The organism is Mycobacterium sp. 155 (genome assembly GCF_000373905.1).
Taxonomy (GTDB): domain Bacteria; phylum Actinomycetota; class Actinomycetes; order Mycobacteriales; family Mycobacteriaceae; genus Mycobacterium.
Map to the genome: position 1 here is coordinate 348,702 of NZ_KB892705.1, position 20,709 is coordinate 369,410.

At 66.1% G+C, this 20,709-nt stretch carries 21 protein-coding genes; 10 read left to right on the forward strand and 11 right to left on the reverse strand.

The features are described from left to right. Positions 1 to 12 precede the first annotated feature (12 nt). Positions 13 to 1,176, reverse strand: a complete 1,164-nt coding sequence (glgA, locus tag B133_RS0101640) for a glycogen synthase (RefSeq protein WP_018598967.1) — start codon at positions 1,174 to 1,176, stop codon at positions 13 to 15. A gap of 145 nt (positions 1,177 to 1,321) precedes the next feature. Between glgA and glgC the strand changes: the two genes are divergently transcribed. Beyond that, positions 1,322 to 2,536 (forward strand): glucose-1-phosphate adenylyltransferase, encoded by a 1,215-nt coding sequence (gene glgC, locus B133_RS0101645; RefSeq protein WP_018598969.1) that lies wholly within the window; start codon positions 1,322 to 1,324, stop codon positions 2,534 to 2,536. Positions 2,537 to 2,585: 49 nt separating this feature from the next. Here the strand turns inward: glgC and B133_RS0101650 are convergent, their stop codons facing one another. From B133_RS0101650 to B133_RS0101670, 5 genes are all read right to left on the reverse strand, one after another. Beyond that, the gene (locus tag B133_RS0101650; protein ID WP_232423237.1) at positions 2,586 to 3,239 is read right to left on the reverse strand and encodes an isoprenylcysteine carboxylmethyltransferase family protein; all 654 of its coding nucleotides are present in this window, start codon (positions 3,237 to 3,239) and stop codon (positions 2,586 to 2,588) included. 32 nt (positions 3,240 to 3,271) lie between these two features. Continuing rightward, entirely contained in the window at positions 3,272 to 4,864 is a 1,593-nt protein-coding gene (locus tag B133_RS0101655; RefSeq protein ID WP_018598971.1) for an ABC transporter permease, read from the reverse strand. Next, positions 4,861 to 5,757, reverse strand: coding sequence for an ABC transporter ATP-binding protein (locus tag B133_RS0101660; protein WP_018598972.1), 897 nt, complete (start codon positions 5,755 to 5,757; stop codon positions 4,861 to 4,863). Before B133_RS0101660 ends, B133_RS0101655 begins: the two co-directional genes overlap by 4 nt. 1 nt (position 5,758) lies before the next feature. Further along, on the reverse strand, positions 5,759 to 6,439 hold the full coding sequence (locus B133_RS0101665; protein ID WP_018598973.1) for a TetR/AcrR family transcriptional regulator: 681 nt from the start codon (positions 6,437 to 6,439) through the stop codon (positions 5,759 to 5,761). A 160-nt stretch (positions 6,440 to 6,599) separates the two neighbouring features. Further along, positions 6,600 to 7,265, reverse strand: coding sequence for an O-methyltransferase (locus B133_RS0101670; protein ID WP_051088080.1), 666 nt, complete (start codon positions 7,263 to 7,265; stop codon positions 6,600 to 6,602). A gap of 175 nt (positions 7,266 to 7,440) precedes the next feature. On the opposite strand from B133_RS0101670, the gene sigE reads away from it, so the two are divergent. The 4 genes from sigE (at position 7,441) to tatB (ending at position 10,662) form a co-directional block, all read left to right on the forward strand. Then, positions 7,441 to 8,205, forward strand: a complete 765-nt coding sequence (sigE, locus tag B133_RS0101675; RefSeq protein WP_026255853.1) for an RNA polymerase sigma factor SigE — start codon at positions 7,441 to 7,443, stop codon at positions 8,203 to 8,205. A gap of 78 nt (positions 8,206 to 8,283) precedes the next feature. After that, complete coding sequence (gene rseA / locus B133_RS0101680) at positions 8,284 to 8,682, forward strand: anti-sigma E factor RseA (RefSeq protein WP_026255854.1); 399 nt, start codon at positions 8,284 to 8,286, stop codon at positions 8,680 to 8,682. Between the two features lie 78 nt (positions 8,683 to 8,760). Beyond that, positions 8,761 to 10,254 (forward strand): S1C family serine protease, encoded by a 1,494-nt coding sequence (locus B133_RS0101685; RefSeq protein WP_018598977.1) that lies wholly within the window; start codon positions 8,761 to 8,763, stop codon positions 10,252 to 10,254. Between the two features lie 3 nt (positions 10,255 to 10,257). Further along, positions 10,258 to 10,662, forward strand: a complete 405-nt coding sequence (gene tatB, locus B133_RS0101690) for a Sec-independent protein translocase protein TatB (protein ID WP_018598978.1) — start codon at positions 10,258 to 10,260, stop codon at positions 10,660 to 10,662. Between the two features lie 30 nt (positions 10,663 to 10,692). Here tatB and B133_RS0101695 read toward each other — a convergent pair whose 3' ends face one another. From B133_RS0101695 to B133_RS0101710, 4 genes are all read right to left on the reverse strand, one after another. Next, positions 10,693 to 11,835 (reverse strand): Mrp/NBP35 family ATP-binding protein, encoded by a 1,143-nt coding sequence (locus B133_RS0101695; protein ID WP_018598979.1) that lies wholly within the window; start codon positions 11,833 to 11,835, stop codon positions 10,693 to 10,695. Positions 11,836 to 11,879: 44 nt separating this feature from the next. Next, entirely contained in the window at positions 11,880 to 13,088 is a 1,209-nt protein-coding gene (locus B133_RS0101700; protein WP_018598980.1) for a lytic transglycosylase domain-containing protein, read from the reverse strand. A 147-nt stretch (positions 13,089 to 13,235) separates the two neighbouring features. Beyond that, positions 13,236 to 13,817, reverse strand: a complete 582-nt coding sequence (locus B133_RS0101705) for a DUF1003 domain-containing protein (RefSeq protein ID WP_018598981.1) — start codon at positions 13,815 to 13,817, stop codon at positions 13,236 to 13,238. Next, a complete protein-coding gene (locus B133_RS0101710) occupies positions 13,814 to 15,100 on the reverse strand; it encodes a magnesium transporter MgtE N-terminal domain-containing protein (protein WP_018598982.1) in 1,287 nt (428 codons plus the stop codon). The genes B133_RS0101705 and B133_RS0101710 overlap by 4 nt, the downstream gene beginning before the upstream one ends. A 25-nt stretch (positions 15,101 to 15,125) precedes the next feature. On the opposite strand from B133_RS0101710, the gene B133_RS0101715 reads away from it, so the two are divergent. Continuing rightward, positions 15,126 to 16,091 carry a CoA ester lyase gene (locus B133_RS0101715; RefSeq protein ID WP_085974159.1) on the forward strand — a complete coding sequence of 322 codons (966 nt, stop codon included), beginning with the start codon at positions 15,126 to 15,128 and terminating at the stop codon, positions 16,089 to 16,091. 1 nt (position 16,092) lies between these two features. Here B133_RS0101715 and B133_RS0101720 read toward each other — a convergent pair whose 3' ends face one another. Then, positions 16,093 to 16,737 carry a DUF4190 domain-containing protein gene (locus tag B133_RS0101720; protein ID WP_018598984.1) on the reverse strand — a complete coding sequence of 215 codons (645 nt, stop codon included), beginning with the start codon at positions 16,735 to 16,737 and terminating at the stop codon, positions 16,093 to 16,095. A gap of 132 nt (positions 16,738 to 16,869) precedes the next feature. On the opposite strand from B133_RS0101720, the gene B133_RS0101725 reads away from it, so the two are divergent. The 4 genes from B133_RS0101725 to B133_RS0101740 all read left to right on the forward strand — a co-directional run bounded on the left by B133_RS0101725 (position 16,870) and on the right by B133_RS0101740 (position 20,706). Next, positions 16,870 to 17,382 (forward strand): general stress protein, encoded by a 513-nt coding sequence (locus B133_RS0101725; protein ID WP_018598985.1) that lies wholly within the window; start codon positions 16,870 to 16,872, stop codon positions 17,380 to 17,382. A gap of 176 nt (positions 17,383 to 17,558) precedes the next feature. Next, entirely contained in the window at positions 17,559 to 18,956 is a 1,398-nt protein-coding gene (locus B133_RS0101730; protein ID WP_026255855.1) for an ABC transporter substrate-binding protein, read from the forward strand. Continuing rightward, a complete protein-coding gene (locus B133_RS0101735; RefSeq protein WP_018598987.1) occupies positions 18,953 to 19,867 on the forward strand; it encodes a carbohydrate ABC transporter permease in 915 nt (304 codons plus the stop codon). Before B133_RS0101730 ends, B133_RS0101735 begins: the two co-directional genes overlap by 4 nt. 2 nt (positions 19,868 to 19,869) lie before the next feature. After that, on the forward strand, positions 19,870 to 20,706 hold the full coding sequence (locus tag B133_RS0101740; protein WP_018598988.1) for a carbohydrate ABC transporter permease: 837 nt from the start codon (positions 19,870 to 19,872) through the stop codon (positions 20,704 to 20,706). The last annotated feature ends 3 nt before the right edge of the window (positions 20,707 to 20,709 follow it).

Below are 20,709 nucleotides of genomic sequence, written 5' to 3' on the forward strand. Positions count from 1 at the left end.
CACACCGAATCTCTATGCCGTCACTTTGCGGTAGATCTCCAACGTCTGCTCGGCGATGTGGGCCCACGAGAATTCGCGGATACACCGTTCGCGTCCGGCAACGCCGTACCCGGCGGCTCGCTCGGGGTCGGCCACCAACGAGTTGACGGCCTCGGCCAGTTCCGCCTCGAAGGCGGCTGGTTCGGCCGCGTCGTAGTGCACCAGTAGCCCGGTCTGTCCGTCGTCGACCACCTCGGGGATGCCGCCCACGTCCGACGCCACTACCGCTGTCGAGCATGCCATCGCTTCCAGATTCACGATGCCCAGCGGCTCATAGACCGACGGGCACACGAAAACTACTGCAGCGGAAAGTATTTCGCGAATCTTGTTGGTCGGCAGCATTTCCTGCACCCAGAACACACCGGTGCGTGCGCGGGCCAGATCGGCCACCGCCCCGGAGATCTCCGCGGCGATTTCCGGCGTGTCGGGTGCTCCCGCGCACAACACCAGCTGCACGTCGGGGCTGAACTTGTGTGCCGCGGCGACCAGATGCGCCACCCCCTTTTGGCGGGTGATGCGGCCGACGAACGCGACGATCGGTCGGGTCGGGTCGACACCGAGCTCGGCCAGCACCGACTGCTCTTGCTCCGGGGGAGCGGGAAACCAGACGTCGGTGTCTATCCCGTTGCGCACCACGTGCACTCGGGCCGGATCGAGCGCCGGATACGTGCGGAGGACATCCTTGCGCATCCCCGAACTCACCGCGATCACCGCATCGGCCGCCTCGACGGCTGTGCGTTCCACCCAGCATGAGATCCGGTAGCCGCCGGCGAGCTGCTCGGCCTTCCACGGCCGCATCGGCTCCAGCGAGTGCGCCGTGAGTACGTGGGGGATGCCGTAGAGCAGCGCGGTGAGATGCCCTGCCATGCCGGTGTACCAGGTGTGTGAATGCACCACGGTCGCCTGTTCGGCACTGTTGACCATGTTGAGGTCGGCCGACAGCGTCGACAGTGCCGCATTGGCACCCCGCAGCGCCGGATCGGGCTGTGCCACGATGGCGCCTTCACGCGGTGCACCCATACAGTGCACGTCGACTTCACACAACTGACGTAGCTGAGCGACGAGCTCCGTGACATGAACTCCCGCACCGCCGTACACCTCGGGTGGATATTCCCGAGTCATCATGGCCACCCGCATATGTGGCACCGTAACGGCTGGTCCGTCAGATCGCAGGATTGTCGGCAACCTGATGCTGAGAATATTCATCACGGGCGGTGCGCAAGCGGTCACCAATGGCGTCGATGGCTGGCAGCACTGCTTGTCTGCGGGATAGGTTTGCAGCATGAAGGACCTGCCACACGTGCTGGGCGTCGTTCTGGCCGGCGGAGAGGGTAAGCGGCTGTACCCGTTGACGGCGGACCGGGCCAAGCCGGCGGTTCCATTTGGCGGTGCATATCGGTTGATCGACTTTGTGCTGTCGAATCTGGTCAACGCACGTTTTCTGCGCATCTGTGTTCTCACGCAATACAAGTCGCATTCGCTCGACCGCCATATCAGCCAGAACTGGCGGTTGTCCGGGCTGGCCGGTGAGTACATCACCCCGGTGCCCGCACAGCAACGGCTCGGGCCGCGGTGGTACACCGGATCTGCCGACGCGATCTATCAGTCACTGAACCTGATCTACGACGAAGATCCGGACTACATCATCATCTTCGGCGCCGACCACGTATACCGCATGGATCCGGAGCAGATGCTCCAATTTCACATCGAGAGCGGGGCTGGGGCGACGGTTGCCGGTATCCGGGTGCCACGCGCGGAGGCCAGCGCATTCGGCTGCATCGGCGCTGACGACTCCGGCCGAATCCGGGAATTCGTCGAAAAGCCGGCAGACCCACCGGGCACTCCGGACGATCCGGAGCAGACCTTCGTTTCGATGGGCAACTACATCTTCACCACCAAAGTGCTCATCGATGCGATCCGGGCCGACGCCGACGAGGACGGCTCCGACCATGACATGGGCGGTGACATCATTCCGCGGCTGGTGTCCGACGGCGTGGCGGCGGTGTACGACTTCAACAACAACGAGGTACCCGGGGCCACCGAACGTGACCACGGCTACTGGCGTGATGTGGGCACCCTGGATGCGTTCTACGACGCGCACATGGATCTGGTGTCGGTGCACCCGGTGTTCAACCTGTACAACAAGCGCTGGCCCATCCGTGGCGCATCGGAGAACCTGGCTCCGGCCAAGTTCGTCAACGGTGGCTCGGCGCAGGAGTCGGTGGTCGGTGCGGGGAGCATTATTTCCGCAGCCTCCGTGCGCAATTCGGTGGTGTCGTCAAACGTGGTGATCGACGACGGGGCGATCGTCGAGGGCAGTGTGCTGATGCCAGGAACCCGCTTGGGGCGCGGAGCCGTGGTGCGCAAGGCGATCCTGGACAAGAACGTTGTCGTGGGGCCGGGTGAAATGGTGGGGATCGACCTGGAGAAGGACCGCGAGCGCTTCGCGGTCAGTGCCGGTGGGGTAGTCACCGTCGGCAAGGGTGTCTGGATCTGATCCTGGATATCTGCCGGGGGCCTCGGCCCACGGGGCCGTTGTCGCGTCGTCACCACACGTAGGGCATCAGCCGGTACCGCACCTTCTCGGTGTAGGCGGCGTACCCGTCGAGTTCGGCGCGCAGCATCTTCTCCTCGTCGGTGATGCGTACAGCCAGCGCAGGCAGCGTCACGAACACCGCCAACAGCGCCCAATACGAACCCAGAGCCAGTGGCATACCGATCACCACGATTACGTTGCCGACGTACATGGGATGGCGGACCACGCCGTACATGCCGGTCGACACCACCTGCTGGCCGGGCTCGACGCGGATCGAGGCACCAGCGAACCTGTTCTGGAAGACGACCCCCAGCGACACGATCAACCCGACCGCCACCAGGACGTCGCCGAGAATCACCACCGGGGTGGGCACATTCGACCAGCCCTCCCGGTGGTCGACCGCGCTGACGATGAGCACCGCGACGAGCGAGATGAGGCTGATGGTGATGATGACCTTCTGCATTCTCCGGGTTTCGGCTTTCGGTCCGCCGCGCATCCTGCGCTGCAGTGCCGCCGGATCCTTCATTGCCAGGTAGAAGCTGGGAGCCAGCGTGGCGACCACGAACACGCCGATGAAAACCCAGGCCTGCCAATAGTCGAACGTGCCGGCCGACCCGAACAACGCGATACCCAGCAGCACCACGCCGATTACCGCCGATACCACGGTTTGTGCAATGAGCTTGAGCGTTCTCCCGACTACACGGCGTCGCGGTGGCGGTAGATCCAGCCTGCGACCAGAGTCAATATCGTTGCGGCGACGATCATTACAGCCAACGCCGCAAGCGGAGTATGGCTGGGTATGGTGGTCCGGCCGACCGGGGACAGGTCGAGCAGCCAGCGGGGCAGCCGCAGCAGGGCCCCGAGGTAGAGCGCGACGACGACGAAAGTGACAGCCAGCCAACCGATCCAGGGCCGACGCAGGGCGACTGCGAGGGCGGCGACGGCGGCGAACACCGCCATGGCCGGCACGAATCCCAACCCGGCCAACGTCAACCGTGCGACGGTGGCGGGTTCGCCTAGCACGATGCCGGCACCCAGGCCGTTGCCCAATCCGGCCAGCAGCATCAAAACTGCCGAGCCGAGCACGGCTGACGCCACCGCCTCGAGTAGCCAACGCCATCTCGACACGGCACCGGCCAGCACCGCCTCACCGAGGCCGGCCTGCTCGTCCCCGTAGACCCGCAGCACGGTCGAGACCACGTAGGCCGATGCCGCGGCGGCCAGGAACTGCGTCATGGTCGTGTAGACGCCGTCGTTGCCCTGGGAGGCCAGTACCCGGGCGATGAGCTCGTTGGTCCGCGCAGCGTCCAGCAGTGATTTCGTCATCGAACCGAACGCCAAACCGGCCAGGAACAGCCCGATACCCCAGCCGACGGTCGGGCCCCGCTGCAGGGTCATGTGTAGTTGGAACGGTCCCGAAATCCGATGCGCGCCCATGCGTTCACGGGTGGACGGCAGATTGCCGTCGTCGTACTGCCTTCTGGTCTCCAACGTCGCGGCGAGCAGCATGAGCGCCATCGTCAGCGTCACCAGCATGCCCAGCGGCCACCGGCGCAGGTCTACGAATGCCCGCATCTGTTGGGCCCAGGCGATCGGGGAGAGCCAGCTCAGTGCGCTGCCGGAGTTGTTGATGACGTCGCCGACGCCGCGCACCAGTGCGGCCAGGGCCAACGTGCCCATCGCGGCCCCGGTGGCGGTACGCGCGGTTCGCCACAGCTGTGCTGTGACGGCGGCGATCGCGCCGAACACCATCGCCACCGCAGTGATGCCTACGCACATCGCGGCGGTGTCGGCGACGGCAAAACCGGTCGAGGCCATGGCCACAGTCATGGTGACCGCGAGCACCGCGTTGACCACCCCGATCAGGGCCAGCGCGGCGCAGGTTCGGGCGTGCCTGCCGACCACCGAGGACAGTACGAGTTCTGCTGCGCCACTTTCCTCCTCGGTCCGCGTGTGGCGAATCACGGTGGAGATGGCCAGTATTGAGGTTGCGATGATCAGCGTGAGCATCAGCTCATTGGCCATCATGACGCCGAGGTCGGTCTCGTTGTGACCGAACATCGGCCCGCCAAACATGGTCCCGGCGGGCGTCTTGAGCAGTTCCACGCGCGATAAGCGTTGCTGCTCTTCGGGATAGGCGAACTTGATGGTGTTGGGCGCGTACACCATCATCAGCGTCAAGACGGCGATCCAGACGCCGAGGCGAACGCGGTCGCGGCGGACCGCCAACCGCATCAGGTCGGCGGTACCGGCGAACGACGACCGTGCGTCGAGCGCAGGGGTGGTCATGACGACACCCGTTGGTACTCACGCAGGAACAGATCTTCCAGCGATGCCGGGGTCACCGAGAGATCCCGGATGCCGAGACTGGCCAGCTCGACCATGGTGCTGTCGAGATCGCAGCGGTCGACCGAGAAACGGTAATGGCCGTCGGCGACAGCGAAATCGTGCACGTACGGTATGCGCTGCAGCACCTGGCCGTCGGTGCTGGTACGCACCTGGACCGTGGTCTGCATGAGGTGACGCAGCTGGCTCAGCGTGCCGGACCGCACCGTGCGGCCGCCTCGGATGATGGTCACGTTGTCGCACAGCTTCTCCACCTCGGCGAGGATGTGGCTGGACAGCAGCACCGCGGCGCCAAGGGCGGAGACCTCGCTGACGCACTGCTGAAAAGCCTTCTCCATCAACGGGTCCAGGCCGGAGGTGGGTTCATCGAGGATGTAGAGTTCGGCGTTGGTGCTGAAGGCTGCGACGATCGCCACCTTCTGCCGGTTGCCCTTGGAGTAGGTCCTGGACTTCTTGTGCGGATCCAGCTCGAAGCGCTCGATGAGCTGGTCGCGCCTGCGAGTGTCGATGTTGTTGCCGCGCAGACTGGTCAGGAAGTCGATCACCTGCATGCCGGTGAGGTTGGGCCACAGCGTGACATCGCCGGGCACATAGGCGATCCTGCGGTGCAACGCCACGGCGTCGTCCCACGGGTCGCCGCCGAGCAGTCGCACGGTTCCGCCGTCGGCGCGGAGCAGGCCGAGCAGCACGCGGATCGTGGTGGACTTGCCTGCGCCGTTGGGGCCGAGGAAGCCTGTGACGGCGCCGGACGCAACACTCAGGTTGAGTCCATCGAGCGCTTTGGTTCGGCCGAAAGACTTTGACAGACCCTGGATCTCAATTGCGGGTGCGTGCATCTCACACTCCTTGGGGTTCTGGCGGTGCCTGTGTCTGGGTGCCGCTGAACGGGATGCCTTTCTCGCGCTGGGCCAGGAACGCGTCGTACATGGTGGAATCGGCCATCAGTCCGTTGGTGTAGATCTCCAGCGCCGGCAGCACCATTTCCTCGCCGTAGTCGTGCAGGACTCTGCGCAGATCTGTTGGGTTGTCGTGCATCTGGATGTAGAGCAGGAACGCGCCGCCGCCGCAGATCGCCAGATAGCGGGCTCGCGCGAGCGGGTCCCTGCTCGGCTTGAGGATGCCGGTACGCACGCCCTCTTCGAGGTACTGCTCGGCGTTCTCGACCATCTTCAGCCAGAACGATTTCGCGAGGTCGCTGCCGGACTGCATGCTGCGCACCAGGTAGGCGACCAAAGGCACGTACGACTCGATCGCGGCCATCTGGGTGAGCCAGCCGGCGGGGTCGGAAGTCTGCATGGACTCCGACTTGGTGTCGCGGATGGCCTCGGCCACGTAGGCGTCGCAGGACTTGCGCAAGCCGTCTTTGGAACCGAAGTGATGAATCACCAAGGCAGCACTGACGCCGGCGGCCTCGGCGATGGTGCGCAGGCCGACACTGAAGCCGTGTTGGCCGAACTGGTCGATCGCGGCGTCGCGGATCCGCGCCGTGGTCGTTCGATCTTCCTGTGCTGAACGCATGTTCAGTACGCTAAACGTGCGTTCAGCCCACCGTCAAGGTGTGGCACGTCAGGAATCCGTAAAGATCGCCAACCGACGGCGAGCAGACACGGCGGTACGCCAAAGGCGGCGTGTCGAGTACCTGGCTGTCTGCTCGCGGGAAAAGGGTGCGGGGAAAAACTCAGTCGCGCACGGCGGCAAGTAGGCCATCGCCGAGCGGGATCAGCACGGGGGTGAGCCGCTCGTCCTCGGCGATGAGCCGGGCCGCTTCGCGTACCGCCGTCACCTCGGCATCGCGAGCGGTCGCGTCGCCCGCGCGTCCGCCGAGCGCGGCGCGATGCACGACGATGGCACCGCCCGGACGCAGCAGGCGGACCCCTTCGGTCACGAACTGTGGTTGATCGACTGGCTCGGCGTCGATGAACACCAGGTCGTAGGACTCGTCGGCGAGCCGCGTCAGCACCTCCTGGGCACGCCCGCCGATCAGGCGAGTCCGGCCCGGTCCGACGCCGGACTCGCTGAAGCCCTGCTTGGCGATCCGCAGATGCTCGGGTTCGACGTCGATCGTGGTGAGCACACCGTCGTCACGCATGCCCGAGAGCAGCCACAGGCCGCTGACCCCGGCGCCCGTACCGACCTCGACAACGGCCCGGCCGCCCGTGAGTCGCGCCAGCACGCTCAACAGCGCACCGACCGCAGGCGTGACCGCCCCGGCGCCGATGTCTACGGCGCGTTCGCGCGCGGCCGCCACGATCGCGTCCTCGGAGATCGACCGTTCGGCGTGCGTGACGATCGCCTCGGCGTGGCTGGGGTGCGGCTGACCCGGAGTCTCGTCGGAGCTGACCATGCCCGCAGCGTAGGCCAGTCGCCATCGCGGCAGTCGCGACACGCCCGTGGCGTCGGGGGATTCCGCCGCAAAATCGACTGGTTTGCCCAGGCTGTGACGTATATCGCGGTGATTCTCAGGAAAAGTTAAGTTTGCTCATATACCCACCTCACCGGCATGGGGAACGGTATCTCGCATGGAACACGGCCGCCCCCCGCACTCAGCGGAGCAGGCTTGGAATAATGAGATTGCTCGGCGTGTTAGCGACGTAGAGGTCTGTGAGCAGGAGGAACCGACGACCATCGCATCTCAGTTGATCACCACATCTCAGCCTGCCCCGGTGTCGATGTCTCATCTTGAGCAATTCACCGACGGGGAGTGGGTGCAGGCGTCCGACGAGCTGACCGGTACCGCCGTCTTCGACGCGACCGGTGACCAGGCGGCCATGCCGTCCTGGGACGAGTTGGTGCGCCAACACGCCGACCGGGTCTACCGGCTGGCCTACCGCTTGTCCGGCAACCAGCACGATGCCGAGGATCTGACTCAGGAAACCTTCATTCGAGTGTTCCGGTCGCTGCAGAATTATCAGCCCGGCACCTTCGAGGGTTGGCTGCACCGCATCACCACGAACCTGTTCCTGGACATGGTGCGGCGACGCGGCCGGATCCGGATGGAAGCGCTGCCTGAGGACTACGACCGTGTGCCCGCCGACGACCCCAACCCCGAGCAGATCTACCACGACTCGCGGCTGGGTGCAGACTTGCAAGCCGCGCTCGACTCGCTGGCTCCCGAGTTTCGTGCCGCCGTGGTGTTGTGCGACATCGAAGGGCTGTCCTACGAGGAGATCGGCGCGACGCTCGGCGTCAAGCTGGGTACTGTCCGTAGCCGCATTCACCGCGGACGCCAGGCGTTGCGCGACTACCTCGCCAAACACTCTCCGGAAACTGCTCGCTCCGCCTGACCAATCGGGAGTGCCTCGGGCCGGGTCCCGCGCTACATTCACTAGTGAGGTTTAAATGTGCCCGAGAGGAGCTGGGTGATGGTCGACCCGGGACATGTGTTCCGTCGTGCATTCTCCTGGCTACCTGCACAGTTTGCCTCCCAGAACGATGCGCCGGTGGGCGCGCCGCGCCAGTTCGGGTCCACCGAGCACCTGTCGACCGAGGCCATTGCGGCATTCGCGGACGGCGAGCTTCGGATGACCGCGCACCTTCGGGCAGCGCACCATCTCTCCCTGTGCCCCGAATGCGCGGCCGAGGTGGACGCTCAGTGGCAGGCGCGTGCGGCGTTGCGGGACTCGTGCCCGATCTCCATTCCTCATACATTGTTGGGCATGTTGTCGCAGATACCGCACCATGCGCCGCAGCAATCTGCCGAGTGGCCGGAGCAAGAGGAGTTTGCTGACGACCCGACTCGGGCTCGGCGCAAGCGCCGGTAGGCTAGACCAAGACGCGAGTTAGTGTCCCGCGCCGGCTATCTGGCTGCGGCGGCGCTCCGATTAGAGAGTGGTACCCCGTTGGCCAACCAGGATCAGCCCGGCCACAATGACCGCTTGGCGCCCCGTGCTGTCCAACGGCCCCCCGTCGACCCGGCATCGCAACGTGCATTTGGGCGACCGGCCGGTGTCGACGGAGCCTTTCTCGGCGCCGCGAAGTATCAGGATCAAGGCGAATACACACCGAAGGATCAGCCGCCCGATCCCGTGTTGGCCGAGGCCTTCGGGCGTACCGGTGAGTACTCACTGCAACGCCACCCTGCCGACGCCGGCGCGTTGGAGGCTGAGCGGGACGCCGACGGCGACGACGAGGTCGACGACCCCTGGCGGGATCCGGCTGCCGCGGTAGCTCTCGGCATCCCGGCACGGCCGCCGACGCCACAGGTCGTCAGCACCGAGCCGGTCACCAAGCTGGGCCTGCGCGATGTGCTGTTCGGCCGCCGAGTCTCGATACTCGCGCTGGCGACCCTCGGGTTGATCGCCCTGCTGGTCGGCGTGCTCGGCGGTGTGGTGGGCCGGATGACGGCCGAGACGGTGCAGGCGTTCACCACCTCGAAGGTGACGCTGGAGACCGGCAACAACCCCGAGCAGCCTGCCGGCCGGTTCGCGACCGTCGCCGCCGCGGTGGCCGATTCGGTGGTCACCATCGAGGCCAAGGGCAAGACGGATGGCTCCCAGGGTTCGGGCGTGGTGATCGACAAGTCCGGTTTCATCGTCACCAACAACCACGTGATCTCCGACGCCGCTGCCAAACCCGCCGAATACCAGCTCAGCGTCGTGTTCAACGACGGCACCGTCGTGCCTGCCCGGCTGGTCGGCCGTGATCCCAAGTCTGACATCGCGGTGCTCAAAGTCGACAATGTCGACCACCTGACCGTGGCCCGCATGGGCGATTCGGAGAAGCTGCAGGTCGGTCAGGAAGTGATCGCGGCAGGTGCCCCGCTCGGACTGCGCAGCACCGTCACGCACGGCATCATCAGCGCGTTGCACCGGCCGGTGCCGCTGTCCGGAGAGGGCTCTGACACCGACACCGTGATCGACGGTGTGCAGACCGACGCGTCGATCAACCACGGCAACTCCGGTGGCCCGCTGATCAACATGGACTCCGAGGTCATTGGGATCAACACCGCAGGAAAGTCCTTGTCCGACAGTGCCAGTGGGCTCGGCTTCGCGATCCCGGTCAACGAGGTCAAGCGGGTCGCCGAGAAGCTGATCGAGGACGGCAAGATCGTGCACCCGTCGCTGGGGCTGACCGCGGTTTCGGTGAGCAACAGTGTGGCGTCGGGGGCCAAGGTCAGCGATGTGAGTCCGGGCAGCCCCGCTGAGAAGGCCGGAATCCTGGAGAACGACGTCGTGGTCAAGATCGGCGACCGCAAGGTGGCTGACGGTGACGAGTTCGTGGTCGCGGTGCGCCAGTTGAACGTCGGCCAGGAAGTTCCCATCGAGGTGCTCCGCGAAGGTCGTCCGCTCACCCTCATGATCACGCCTGTCGGCGACGACCAGAAAAAGCAGTAAATCGTGTTCGCCAACATCGGGTGGGGCGAGATGCTCGTGCTGGTGATCGCCGGCCTGGTGATTCTCGGCCCGGAACGTCTCCCCGGTGCGATCCGCTGGACCTCTGGCGCACTGCGCCAGGTCCGTGACTACGTCAGCGGTGCCACCAGCCAACTGCGTGAAGACCTCGGTCCGGAGTTCGAAGACCTGCGTGAACCTTTGGCTGAGCTGCAGAAGTTGCGGGGTATGACGCCGCGCGCGGCCATCGCCAAACACCTGCTCGATGGTGACGACTCGTTCCTCACCGGAAAGTTCGACGACAAAAAGTTCGACGACAAGCAGGCACACGAGCCATTGCCGCCGGCATCGCCCCCGGCTCCGCTCCAGCAGAAGCCGAGTGGGACGGTGTTCGACCCCGACGCCACCTGAGCGAGGGGCCCGAACCTGCGCTTCTGTTGGTCAGCGACCAGCCGGATCCAGGCCGAGCGACATCCCAGCCAGACCGCGTTTGCGGCTGGAGAGGGCATCGGCGACTTTGCGCAGTTCCTGGGCTGCGGGTGAGTCGGGCGCGGACAACACCAGCGGGACACCGTCGTCGCCCGCGGACACCAGCAGTGGATCGATGGGAACCTGACCCAGCAGCGGGACGTCGGCGCCCACGGTGCGTGTGAGCGATTCGGCCACCTGACGGCCCCCGCCCTCACCGAACAACTGCAGGGTGGTGCCGTCGGGCAGCACCATTCCGGCCATGTTCTCCACGACACCGGCGATGCGCTGACGGGTCTGGACGGCGATCGCGCCGGCGCGTTCGGCAACCTCGGCCGCAGCCGCCTGGGGTGTGGTCACCACGAGGATCTCCGCGCTGGGAATCAGCTGTGCCACAGAGATCGCGACGTCACCGGTGCCGGGCGGCAGGTCCAGTAGCAGTACGTCGAGGTCGCCCCAGTACACGTCGGCCAGGAACTGCTGTAGCGCGCGATGCAGCATGGGACCACGCCACACCACGGGGGTGTTGCCCCGCGTGAACATCGCGATCGAGATGACCTTCACGTCGTGGGCGACCGGCGGCAGGATCATCGAGTCGACCTGGGTGGGCCGGTCGGCGGTGCCCATCATCCGGGGTACCGAGTGCCCGTAGATGTCGGCGTCGAGCAGCCCGACCGACAGGCCGCGGGCAGCCATCGCAGCGGCGAGATTGACGGTCACACTGGACTTGCCGACTCCACCCTTGCCGGAGGCCACGGCATACACCCGCGTCAACGAGCTGGACTGGGCGAACGGGATCACCGGCTCGCGGGAATCGCCGCGGAGTTGCTTGCGCAGTTCGGCGCGCTGCTCGTCGTTCATGACGTCGAGACTCACCTTGACCGCACCGGTGCCGGGGACGTCGCTGACGGCCTTGGTGACGCGATCGGTGATCTCGGTCTTCTTCGGGCAGGCCGCGGTGGTCAGGTAGATCTCGACGTGCACCCCATGGTCGGGCTCGACCGTGACGTTCTTGACCATGCCGACTTCGGTGATGGGACGACGCAGCTCGGGGTCGATCACCTTGGCCAAGGCGGCGCGGATCGCCGTGTGCAGCTCAGTGGCAGATTCAGACATCACCGCAGAGTCTACGGCTGCCTTCAAACGCGCCGATTCCGGCGTCAGGCCGGGCCCGGTGCGGGACCGAGCACAGGCGGCATCGGACCGCCCGGCGGCGCGGCGGGCAGGGGAGCGCCGGGTCCATGCTCCGGAGCGGCAGCCGGTGCCGGCGGCTGGTGGTCTGTCAGGCAGAACACCATGCAGGTGGGTTTAGGCGGTGGCTGCTCCCACGGCGGTATCCACGGCGGCGGGGCTGCGGGTGTGGGAGCGGGGAGGGCCTGCGCGGGCCCGGGCAGCGGACCGAGCACCTGCCCTGGCGCAAAGCCGGGCACGTCGGCGCCCGTCAGCCGCGCCGCGGTGTCACCACCGCCGAGAACTGGGATGAGTGCCATCGGATCGCCGGGTGGCAGGCCTGTGGCATTGACCGGCAGCCCGGGGCCGAGACCTTCGGGATTGTCCAGGTGCGCGTCGCCGATGGGCGGGATGGTCCCGGTGATCGGGGGCAGGTTCACCGGCACCACGCCGGTGGCGTAAGCCGCCGCCCAGCCCATGACGTTCTGGGCGTAGGCGACCGAGTTGTTGTAACGCAGAATCGCGGTCATCACCTGTGCTGAATTGCGCAGGTTGAGCCCACCGGCGCACAGGTACCGCGCCGCGGCCAGCGACGCGTCGAAAACATTCTGCACGTCGGCCTTGCCGTCGCCGTCCGCGTCAGAGGCGAACCTGGCCCAGGTTCCGGGCAGGAACTGCATGGGGCCCATGGCCCTGGCATAGGTGATTCGGCCGGCCTGGGCGCTTTGCACGATGATCTCGTTGCCGGGCAGCGTGCCGTCCAGCGTGGGACCGTAGATCGGGCGCACCGCGGTTCCGCGGATATCGGTGGCACCGCCGTTGGCATGCCCGGACTCGATCCGCCCGATACCGGCCAGCAGGTTCCAACTGACGCCGCAGCCGGGGACAGCTGCCGCCATCATCCGATCGGCGTTGCGGTACGCCGCCAGTGCGATCGACGGAATACCAAGGGCACCTGGGGAATTCACCACGATTGCGGGTGGGGGAGCGGACGTCGTCGCGGTAGCGATGTGGAACATCGTCGGCGCCTTCGCCGCGGCGATCACCGCGGGGCCGGACCGGTCGGGCGAGGGTTCGACGGCGGCAAGCGGGGTGATCGCGGCGTCGCGGACATTGCTGACCGGTACCGGTCCCGACGCGCCGACCACGCCGGCCAGGATGATGGGGGACAGTGCCGCAACGCCCAGAATGGCGCGCACGCGTGGGCTGGAAGATGCAGCGGCAGGCGCCAGCCGATCAAGTCGGCGTCGAGCGGCGACTATGAAAGCCGCACCTCCCCCTATGCGCACTAACCCGTCCTGACGTCGATTTCGGCCGACTAACAGATGTGAACCACGTCACCATACCTAGTCCGTTTGTTTCTGTTGTGACAATCGTTCACTGACGGCATCACTGGATTTGGCGGCCCGCTCCGAGTCGTCGGCTTTGCCGGATCGACCACTGCGTTTAGCCCGCTTTTGCAACCCGTTGATCGCCTCGTGGAGTTCCTCCAATTCGCGACGCAGATAGTCGCGGGTGGCGACTTCGCCGACCGCAAGGCGCAACGCCGCCAGCTCACGGGCCAGGAACTCGGTGTCGGCCTTGGTCTGCTCGGCCCGCCGCCGGTCTTCCTCCAGGGCCACCCGGTCACGGTTCTCCTGCCGGTTCTGCGCCAACAGGATCAGCGGGGCCGCATAGGCGGCCTGGGTGGAGAATGCCAGGTTGAGCAGGATGAACGGGTACGGGTCCCACTGCAGCTTGATGGATACCAGGTTCAGCGCGATCCAGACCACCACGATGACCGTCTGGATGGTCAGATAGCGCCCGGTGCCCAGGAACCGTGCGATGGACTCACTGAACCGGCCCACTGCCTCGATGTCGACGTGAAACCGGAAGCCGCGCGTGGTGCGCGGGGTGTCCAGCCGCTGACGCGCCGACAGGTCGCTCATGAGCCCGTCACCGGCAGGGTGGGTTCTTCGCTCTCACGCCAGTCGTCAGGGAGCAGGTGATCCAGCACATCGTCGACCGATACCGCGCCGAGCAGATGGTTCTCCTCGTCGACGACCGGACCGCACACAAGGTTGTACGCGGCGAAGTAGCGGGTGACCACGGCCAGCGGATCCTCGGGACCGAGATTGGGCAGATCAGTGTCGACGATGCCGCTGACCAGCGCGGCCGGCGGCTCGCGCAGCAGCCGCTGCAGATGTACACAGCCCAGGTAGTGGCCCGTCGGGGTGGCGGTCGGCGGCCGGGTGACGAATACCAGCGACGCCAGCGCGGGCGTCAGGTCCGGGTCGCGCACTCGCGCCAGGGCCTCGGCCACGGTGGTGTCCGGGGCCAGCACGATCGGTTCGGAGGTCATCAAACCGCCCGCGGTGTCCGGCGAGTGTGACAGCAGCCGTCGCACGTCCTCGGAGTCCTCGGGGTCCATGCGGCCCAGCAGCACCTCGGCGTCGGCCGGGGTCAAGGTGCCCAGGAGGTCCGCGGCGTCGTCAGGGTCCATCGCCTCGAGTACGTCGGCCGCCCGTTCGGTGTTGAGTTGCCCCAGCACCTGGGCCTGTTCGTCCTCGGGCAGCTCTTGCAGCACGTCCGCCAGACGTTCGTCGTCGAGTGCGCGGAACAGCTCGTAGCGGCGCTTGGCGGGTAGCTCGCGCAACGCCTCGGCCACCTCCACGGGCCGCTGCCCCTCGAACTGCTCCAGCAACGACGCGACACCCTGGTCCGGCATCGCGAGCCCGGACGGGGTGAGCCCCTGGACGTTCTGCCAGTCCACCACGTGGATATTGCTGCGCCGGCCCAGTCGACGTTGCTGGCGTACCGCGACCCGGGTGACCATCCAGTCCCTGGTGCGGGTCTGCTCGATGCCGAGATCGGTTACCACGACGTCGGTACCGGCGAGCTGCGGAAGGTCCGGATCGTCCACCCGCACGCGGGTCTCCACCACTTGGCCGAGCACCAGCACCTCACCGGGCCGCTGGGCGAAGCGGCGCACCGACACGCTGCCCGTGGCCAGGGTCACCGAGCCGGGCTCGATCGCGGTCACCCGCAGGATCGGTACGAAAATTCTTCGCCGCGTGAGCAATTCGACCACCAGCCCGAGAACGCGGGGCTGCTGGCGCACGATACTGATGCTGATCACCACATCACGGACACGGCCGATGGACTCCCCATCGGGGCCCAGCACGACCATGCCCGCGAGCCGGGCTGCGTAGACCCTGTTCACGGCCGCCATGGGTCAAAGGGTAGAGAGTGAGGTCGTGGACAACCTGTATCGGCCCCGTCGAACCTGTCTGTCCGTTCCCGGCAGCAGCACCAGGATGATCGAGAAGGCCAAAAGCCTGCCCGCCGACGAGGTGTTCCTCGACCTGGAGGATGCCGTCGCGCCCGACGCCAAGGCGCAGGCGCGCACCCGGGTGGCCGCGGCGTTGGCCGAGGACGGCTGGGCCGGCCAGCTGCGGGGGGTGCGGGTCAACGACTGGACGACACCGTGGACGCATGCCGACGTGATCGAGGTGGTCACCGAGGTGGCCCGCGCGGACGCCGTTCTCGATCTGATCGTGCTGCCCAAGGTGACCGAGGTGGCACACGTCCAAGCGCTGGATCTGCTGCTGACCCAGCTGGAGAAGACGCACGGCCTGCCCGTCGGCCGCATCGGAATCGAGCCGCAGATAGAGAACGCACAGGGCCTGACCAACGTCGACGCCATCGCGGCGGGCCCGCGAGTGCAGGCACTCGTGTTGGGTCCCGGTGACATGGCGGCCAGCCTCAACATGCGCACCCTGGAGGTCGGCGGGCAGCCGGAGGGCTACGACATCGGCGACGCCCACCACCACGTCATGATGCGGATCCTGATCGCCGCGCGCACCCGGGGTGTGAACGCGATCGACGGACCGTACGTGAAGGTGCGTGATGTCGACGGATTCCGGCGGGTCGCCGGCCGTTCGGCGGCGCTCGGGTATGACGGCAAGTGGGTGTTGCATCCGGACCAGATCTACGCGGGCAACGAGATCTTCAGCCCGCGCCAGGCCGATTACGATCACGCTGAGTTGATCCTCGAGGCCTATGAGTGGCACACCTCAGGGGCCGGTGGCGGACGCGGAGCAGTGATGCTCGGTGACGAGATGATCGACGAGGCCAGCCGCAAGATGGCGCTGGTGGTCGCGGGCAAGGGCCGGGCGGCCGGGATGACGCGACAGGCCCAGCCCTTTCAGCCGCCGAGCTGAGTCAATAGGTAGAGCTTGGTGAGGCCGCGACGATGATGATGAAGACCACGATGGCCAGCAGCGGCACCGCTATTCCCACTGCGATTCCGGCGATGGCCAGGCCGCGGCCGCCCTGGCCGGACTGCTTGATCTGGTTGAGCGCGATGATGCCCATGACGACGCCCGCGATCGACGCTGCGAACCCGCTGAAGCAGAGGAACATCAGCGGCACCGCGAGCACGGAGGCCACCAGGGATCCGATGGCCAGGCTGTTGTTGGTGCCCGGGGCAGGTCCGCCGTAGCCGCCGTAACCGAGGATCGGATAACCGTCGGCTCCCGCATACCCCGGTGCGCCGTACGGGGTACTCGGTGGATAGCCCGGCGGCGGATAACCGGGTACGCCGCCGTAGGGCGGAAATGGCGGTGGTGGTGGCGGGTACGGCGCTCCATAGCCGGCCGGTATCTCCGGAGGTGCCGGATATGAGGGATAACTCGACGGGTAATCGATCGGCGGCACCTCATAAGACGGTTGCGCTTCGTCGGCCCGCGGCAGATCCTTGGATTGCTCGATCGGAGGTGGTTCATAGCCGCTCGACAACGGTTCTGACGGCAAGGCACTGGGCTCCGATGGAGGCGTTTCGCCTGCATAGCCGTCCGGGTTTGTCATGCTGATCAACCTAGCGCACGGCTGAGAAGGCGAAGGTCACGTCATTGCGAGGCACCTTTTGTGGGCGGGGAACGTTGCTGTAACAAGAGCAGTCGGCAGATCGGCCGCTGTACGACAGGAGAGTGAAGATCGATGACGAGCCCATTCCAATCAGGGCCGGCAGCCGGTGCGACACGAGGCGCACCGCTGCGCGGTGCGTTGCCCACCCCACCCAAGGGATGGCCGATCGGCTCCTACCCGACCTATGCCGAGGCGCAGCGCGCGGTGGACTATCTGTCCGACCAACAGTTCCCGGTTCAGCAGGTGACTCTGGTCGGCGTCGACCTTATGCAGGTCGAACGGGTCACCGGGCGGCTGAGCTGGCCCAAGGTGCTCGGTGGCGGTGTGCTTTCGGGCGCCTGGTTGGGCCTGTTCATCGGCCTGATCCTGGGCTTTTTCAGTCCCAATCCGTGGAGCGCGTTGCTGACGGGTCTGGTCGCCGGTGTCTTCTTCGGACTGATCACGTCGGCGATACCGTACGCGATGGCTCGCGGCACAAGAGATTTCAGTTCGACCATGCAGCTGGTCGCCGGCCGCTACGACGTGTTGTGCGATCCGCAGAGTGCCGAACAAGGCCGGGATCTGCTGGCACGCTTGAAGATCTGAGCCCGCTACGCCATCGCTGACAGGCAGCGTGGCAAAGTTCCCAGATCACGATTGCGACACGCGCGTGTGCCGAAAGTGTTGCACATCGTGCGTAATTGGCTCTACGGTTTGCGCGCGGGCGGTTCCCGCCCGAAGTCGCCCCGGCGGCGACCTGGAGTTGGACGGGAGGCCCAGCGGTGCGCGCTCGGCGGCTGTGTGCTGCGGCAGTTGCCGCGTTGACGGCGGCCACGACCGTATCTGCCTGCGGAGCGTCTGGCAGCGGTGTGGTCATCAACTACTACACACCGGCGAACGAGATGGCCACGTTCACGGCCGTTGCCAAGCGTTGCAACTCCGAACTCGGCGGCCGGTTCACCATCAAGCAGGTCAGTCTGCCGAAAGGCGCTGACGACCAACGGCTGCAGCTGGCCCGGCGGCTCACGGGCAACGACAGGTCGCTCGACGTGATGGCGCTCGACGTGGTGTGGACCGCAGAATTCGCCGAAGCCGGTTGGGCGGTGCCACTATCCGACGATCCGGCAGGCAAGGCGGAATCGGATGCCACCCAGAACACCCTGGCCGGCCCGCTGCAGACCGCTCGCTGGCAGGGCAAGCTGTACGCCGCACCGATCACCACCAATACCCAATTGCTGTGGTACCGAGCCGATTTGATGGACAAACCGCCCAGCACCTGGAACGGCATGGTGGCAGAGGCTACGCGCCTGCACGCGGCCGGGAAACCGAGCTGGATCGCGGTGCAGGCCAAGCAATACGAGGGCTTGGTGGTGTGGTTCAACACGCTGCTCGTGAGCGCGGGCGGGCAGGTGCTCTCGGACGACGGTAAGACCGTGACCCTCACCGATACGCCCGAGCATCGCGCCGCGACGGTGAAGGCGTTGCAGATCATGAAGTCTGTCGCCACCGCACCCGGTGCGGATCCGTCGGTGACTCAGACCGACGAGGGCACCGCCCGCTTGGCGCTCGAGCAGGGCAAGGCCGCTCTTGAGGTGAACTGGCCGTTTGTGCTGCCCTCGCTGTTGGAGAACGCGGTCAAGGGCGGGGTGAAGTTCCTGCCGCTCAACGAACGCGCCGACCTCAGACGCGCCATCAACGACCTCGGCACCTTCTCGCCCGACGACGAACAGTTCGAGGCGGCCTACGACGCCAGCAAGAAGGTCTTCGGCTTCGCCAACTACCCGGCCGTTCGCGACGGTGAACCGGCGAAGGTGACCATCGGTGGCCTCAACCTCGCGGTAGCCGCCACCAGCCAGCACAAAGCCGAAGCTTTCGAAGCCATCCGCTGCTTGCGCAACATCGACAACCAGCGTTACACATCGGTCGAGGGCGGCCTGCCCGCGGTGCGAGAATCCCTTTACGATGACCCTGCCTTCCAGGCCAAGTACCCGCAGTACGCCGTGATCCGGGAACAGCTCCGTGATGCCGCGGTGCGCCCGGCCACCCCGGTGTACCAGGCGGTGTCGACACGGATGTCGGCGACACTGGCCCCGGTCACCGCGATCGACCCGGAGCGGACCGCCGACGAGTTGGCCACGCAGGTGCAGAAGGCTATCGACGGCAAGGGGCTGATCCCGTGACCCGGGCAACCGCAACCGCATCGCCGGGCCGAACCGACGACCGCCGATCGGAGAGCCGGCTGGCCTTCGCTCTCATCGCGCCCGCGGTGATCCTGATGCTTGCGGTCACGGCCTATCCGATCGGGTACGCGGTATGGCTGAGCCTGCAGCGGTACAACCTGGCCGCCCCCGGCGACACCGCGTTCGTCGGGTTGGAGAATTACCTGACCATCCTCACCGACCGGTACTGGTGGACCGCGTTCGCGGTGACGCTGGGGATCACGGTGGTATCGGTGGCGATCGAGTTCGTGCTCGGCATGGCGCTGGCACTTGTCATGCACCGCACCATCTTTGGCAAGGGCGTGGTGCGTACCGCGGTGCTGATCCCGTACGGCATAGTCACCGTGGCGGCGTCCTACAGCTGGTACTACGCGTGGACCCCGGGCACCGGATACCTGGCCAACCTGCTGCCCGATGGCAGCGCACCGCTGACCGAGCAGCTGCCGTCGCTGGCGATCGTGGTGCTGGCCGAGGTGTGGAAGACCACGCCTTTCATGGCCCTGCTGCTGTTGGCCGGACTGGCTCTGGTGCCGCAGGAACTGCTCAACGCCGCCCAGGTCGACGGTGCGGGTGTGTGGCAGCGGCTGGTCAAAGTGACTCTGCCCCTGATGAAACCGGCCATCCTGGTGGCGTTGTTGTTCCGCACCCTCGACGCGTTCCGGATCTTCGACAACATCTATGTGCTGACCGGCGGGGCGAACAATACCGGTTCGGTGTCGATCCTGGGTTACGACAACCTGTTCAAGGCCTTCAATCTCGGGTTGGGTTCGGCGATCAGCGTGTTGATCTTCGCCTCGGTCGCCGTCATCGCGTTCATCTACATCAAGATCTTCGGAGCATCAGCCCCAGGGTCGGACGCGGAGGGCCGCTGACAATGAGCGAACGGTTAGGTGCGCGCCGCGCAACCGGATGGGTTGTCGTCGACGCACTGGTGATTCTCTACGCGTTGTTCCCGGTGCTGTGGATCCTGTCACTGTCACTCAAGCCGACGTCAACGGTCAAGGACGGCAAGCTGATCCCGACCCAGATCACCTTCGCCAACTACAAAGGCATCTTCACTGGCGACATCTTCACCTCGGCGCTGGTCAACTCGATCGGCATCGGGCTGATCACCACAGTGATCGCGGTGGTGGTCGGCGCCATGGCGGCATACGCGGTGGCCCGACTTGTGTTCCCGGGTAAACGGCTGTTGGTCGGTGTCGCCCTGCTGATCGCGATGTTCCCGCAGATCTCCTTGGTGACACCGCTTTTCAACATCGAGCGCCGGCTCGGCCTGTTCGACACCTGGCCCGGCCTGATCATCCCGTACATCACCTTCGCGCTGCCTCTGGCCATTTACACGCTCTCGGCGTTCTTCCGGGAGATCCCGTGGGATCTGGAAAAAGCCGCGAAGATGGACGGCGCCACGCCGGCGCAGGCATTCCGGAAGGTCATCGCCCCGCTGGCGGCGCCCGGCATCGTTACCGCGGCCATCCTGGTGTTCATCTTCGCGTGGAACGATCTGCTGCTGGCCCTTTCGCTGACGGCGACCCAACGCGCCATCACGGCGCCGGTGGCCATCGCGAACTTCACCGGCAGCTCGCAATTCGAGGAGCCGACCGGCTCGATCGCGGCCGGTGCCATGGTCATCACGATCCCGATCATTGTCTTTGTCCTGATTTTCCAGCGGCGCATCGTCGCTGGACTGACCTCCGGTGCGGTAAAGGGGTAGTTG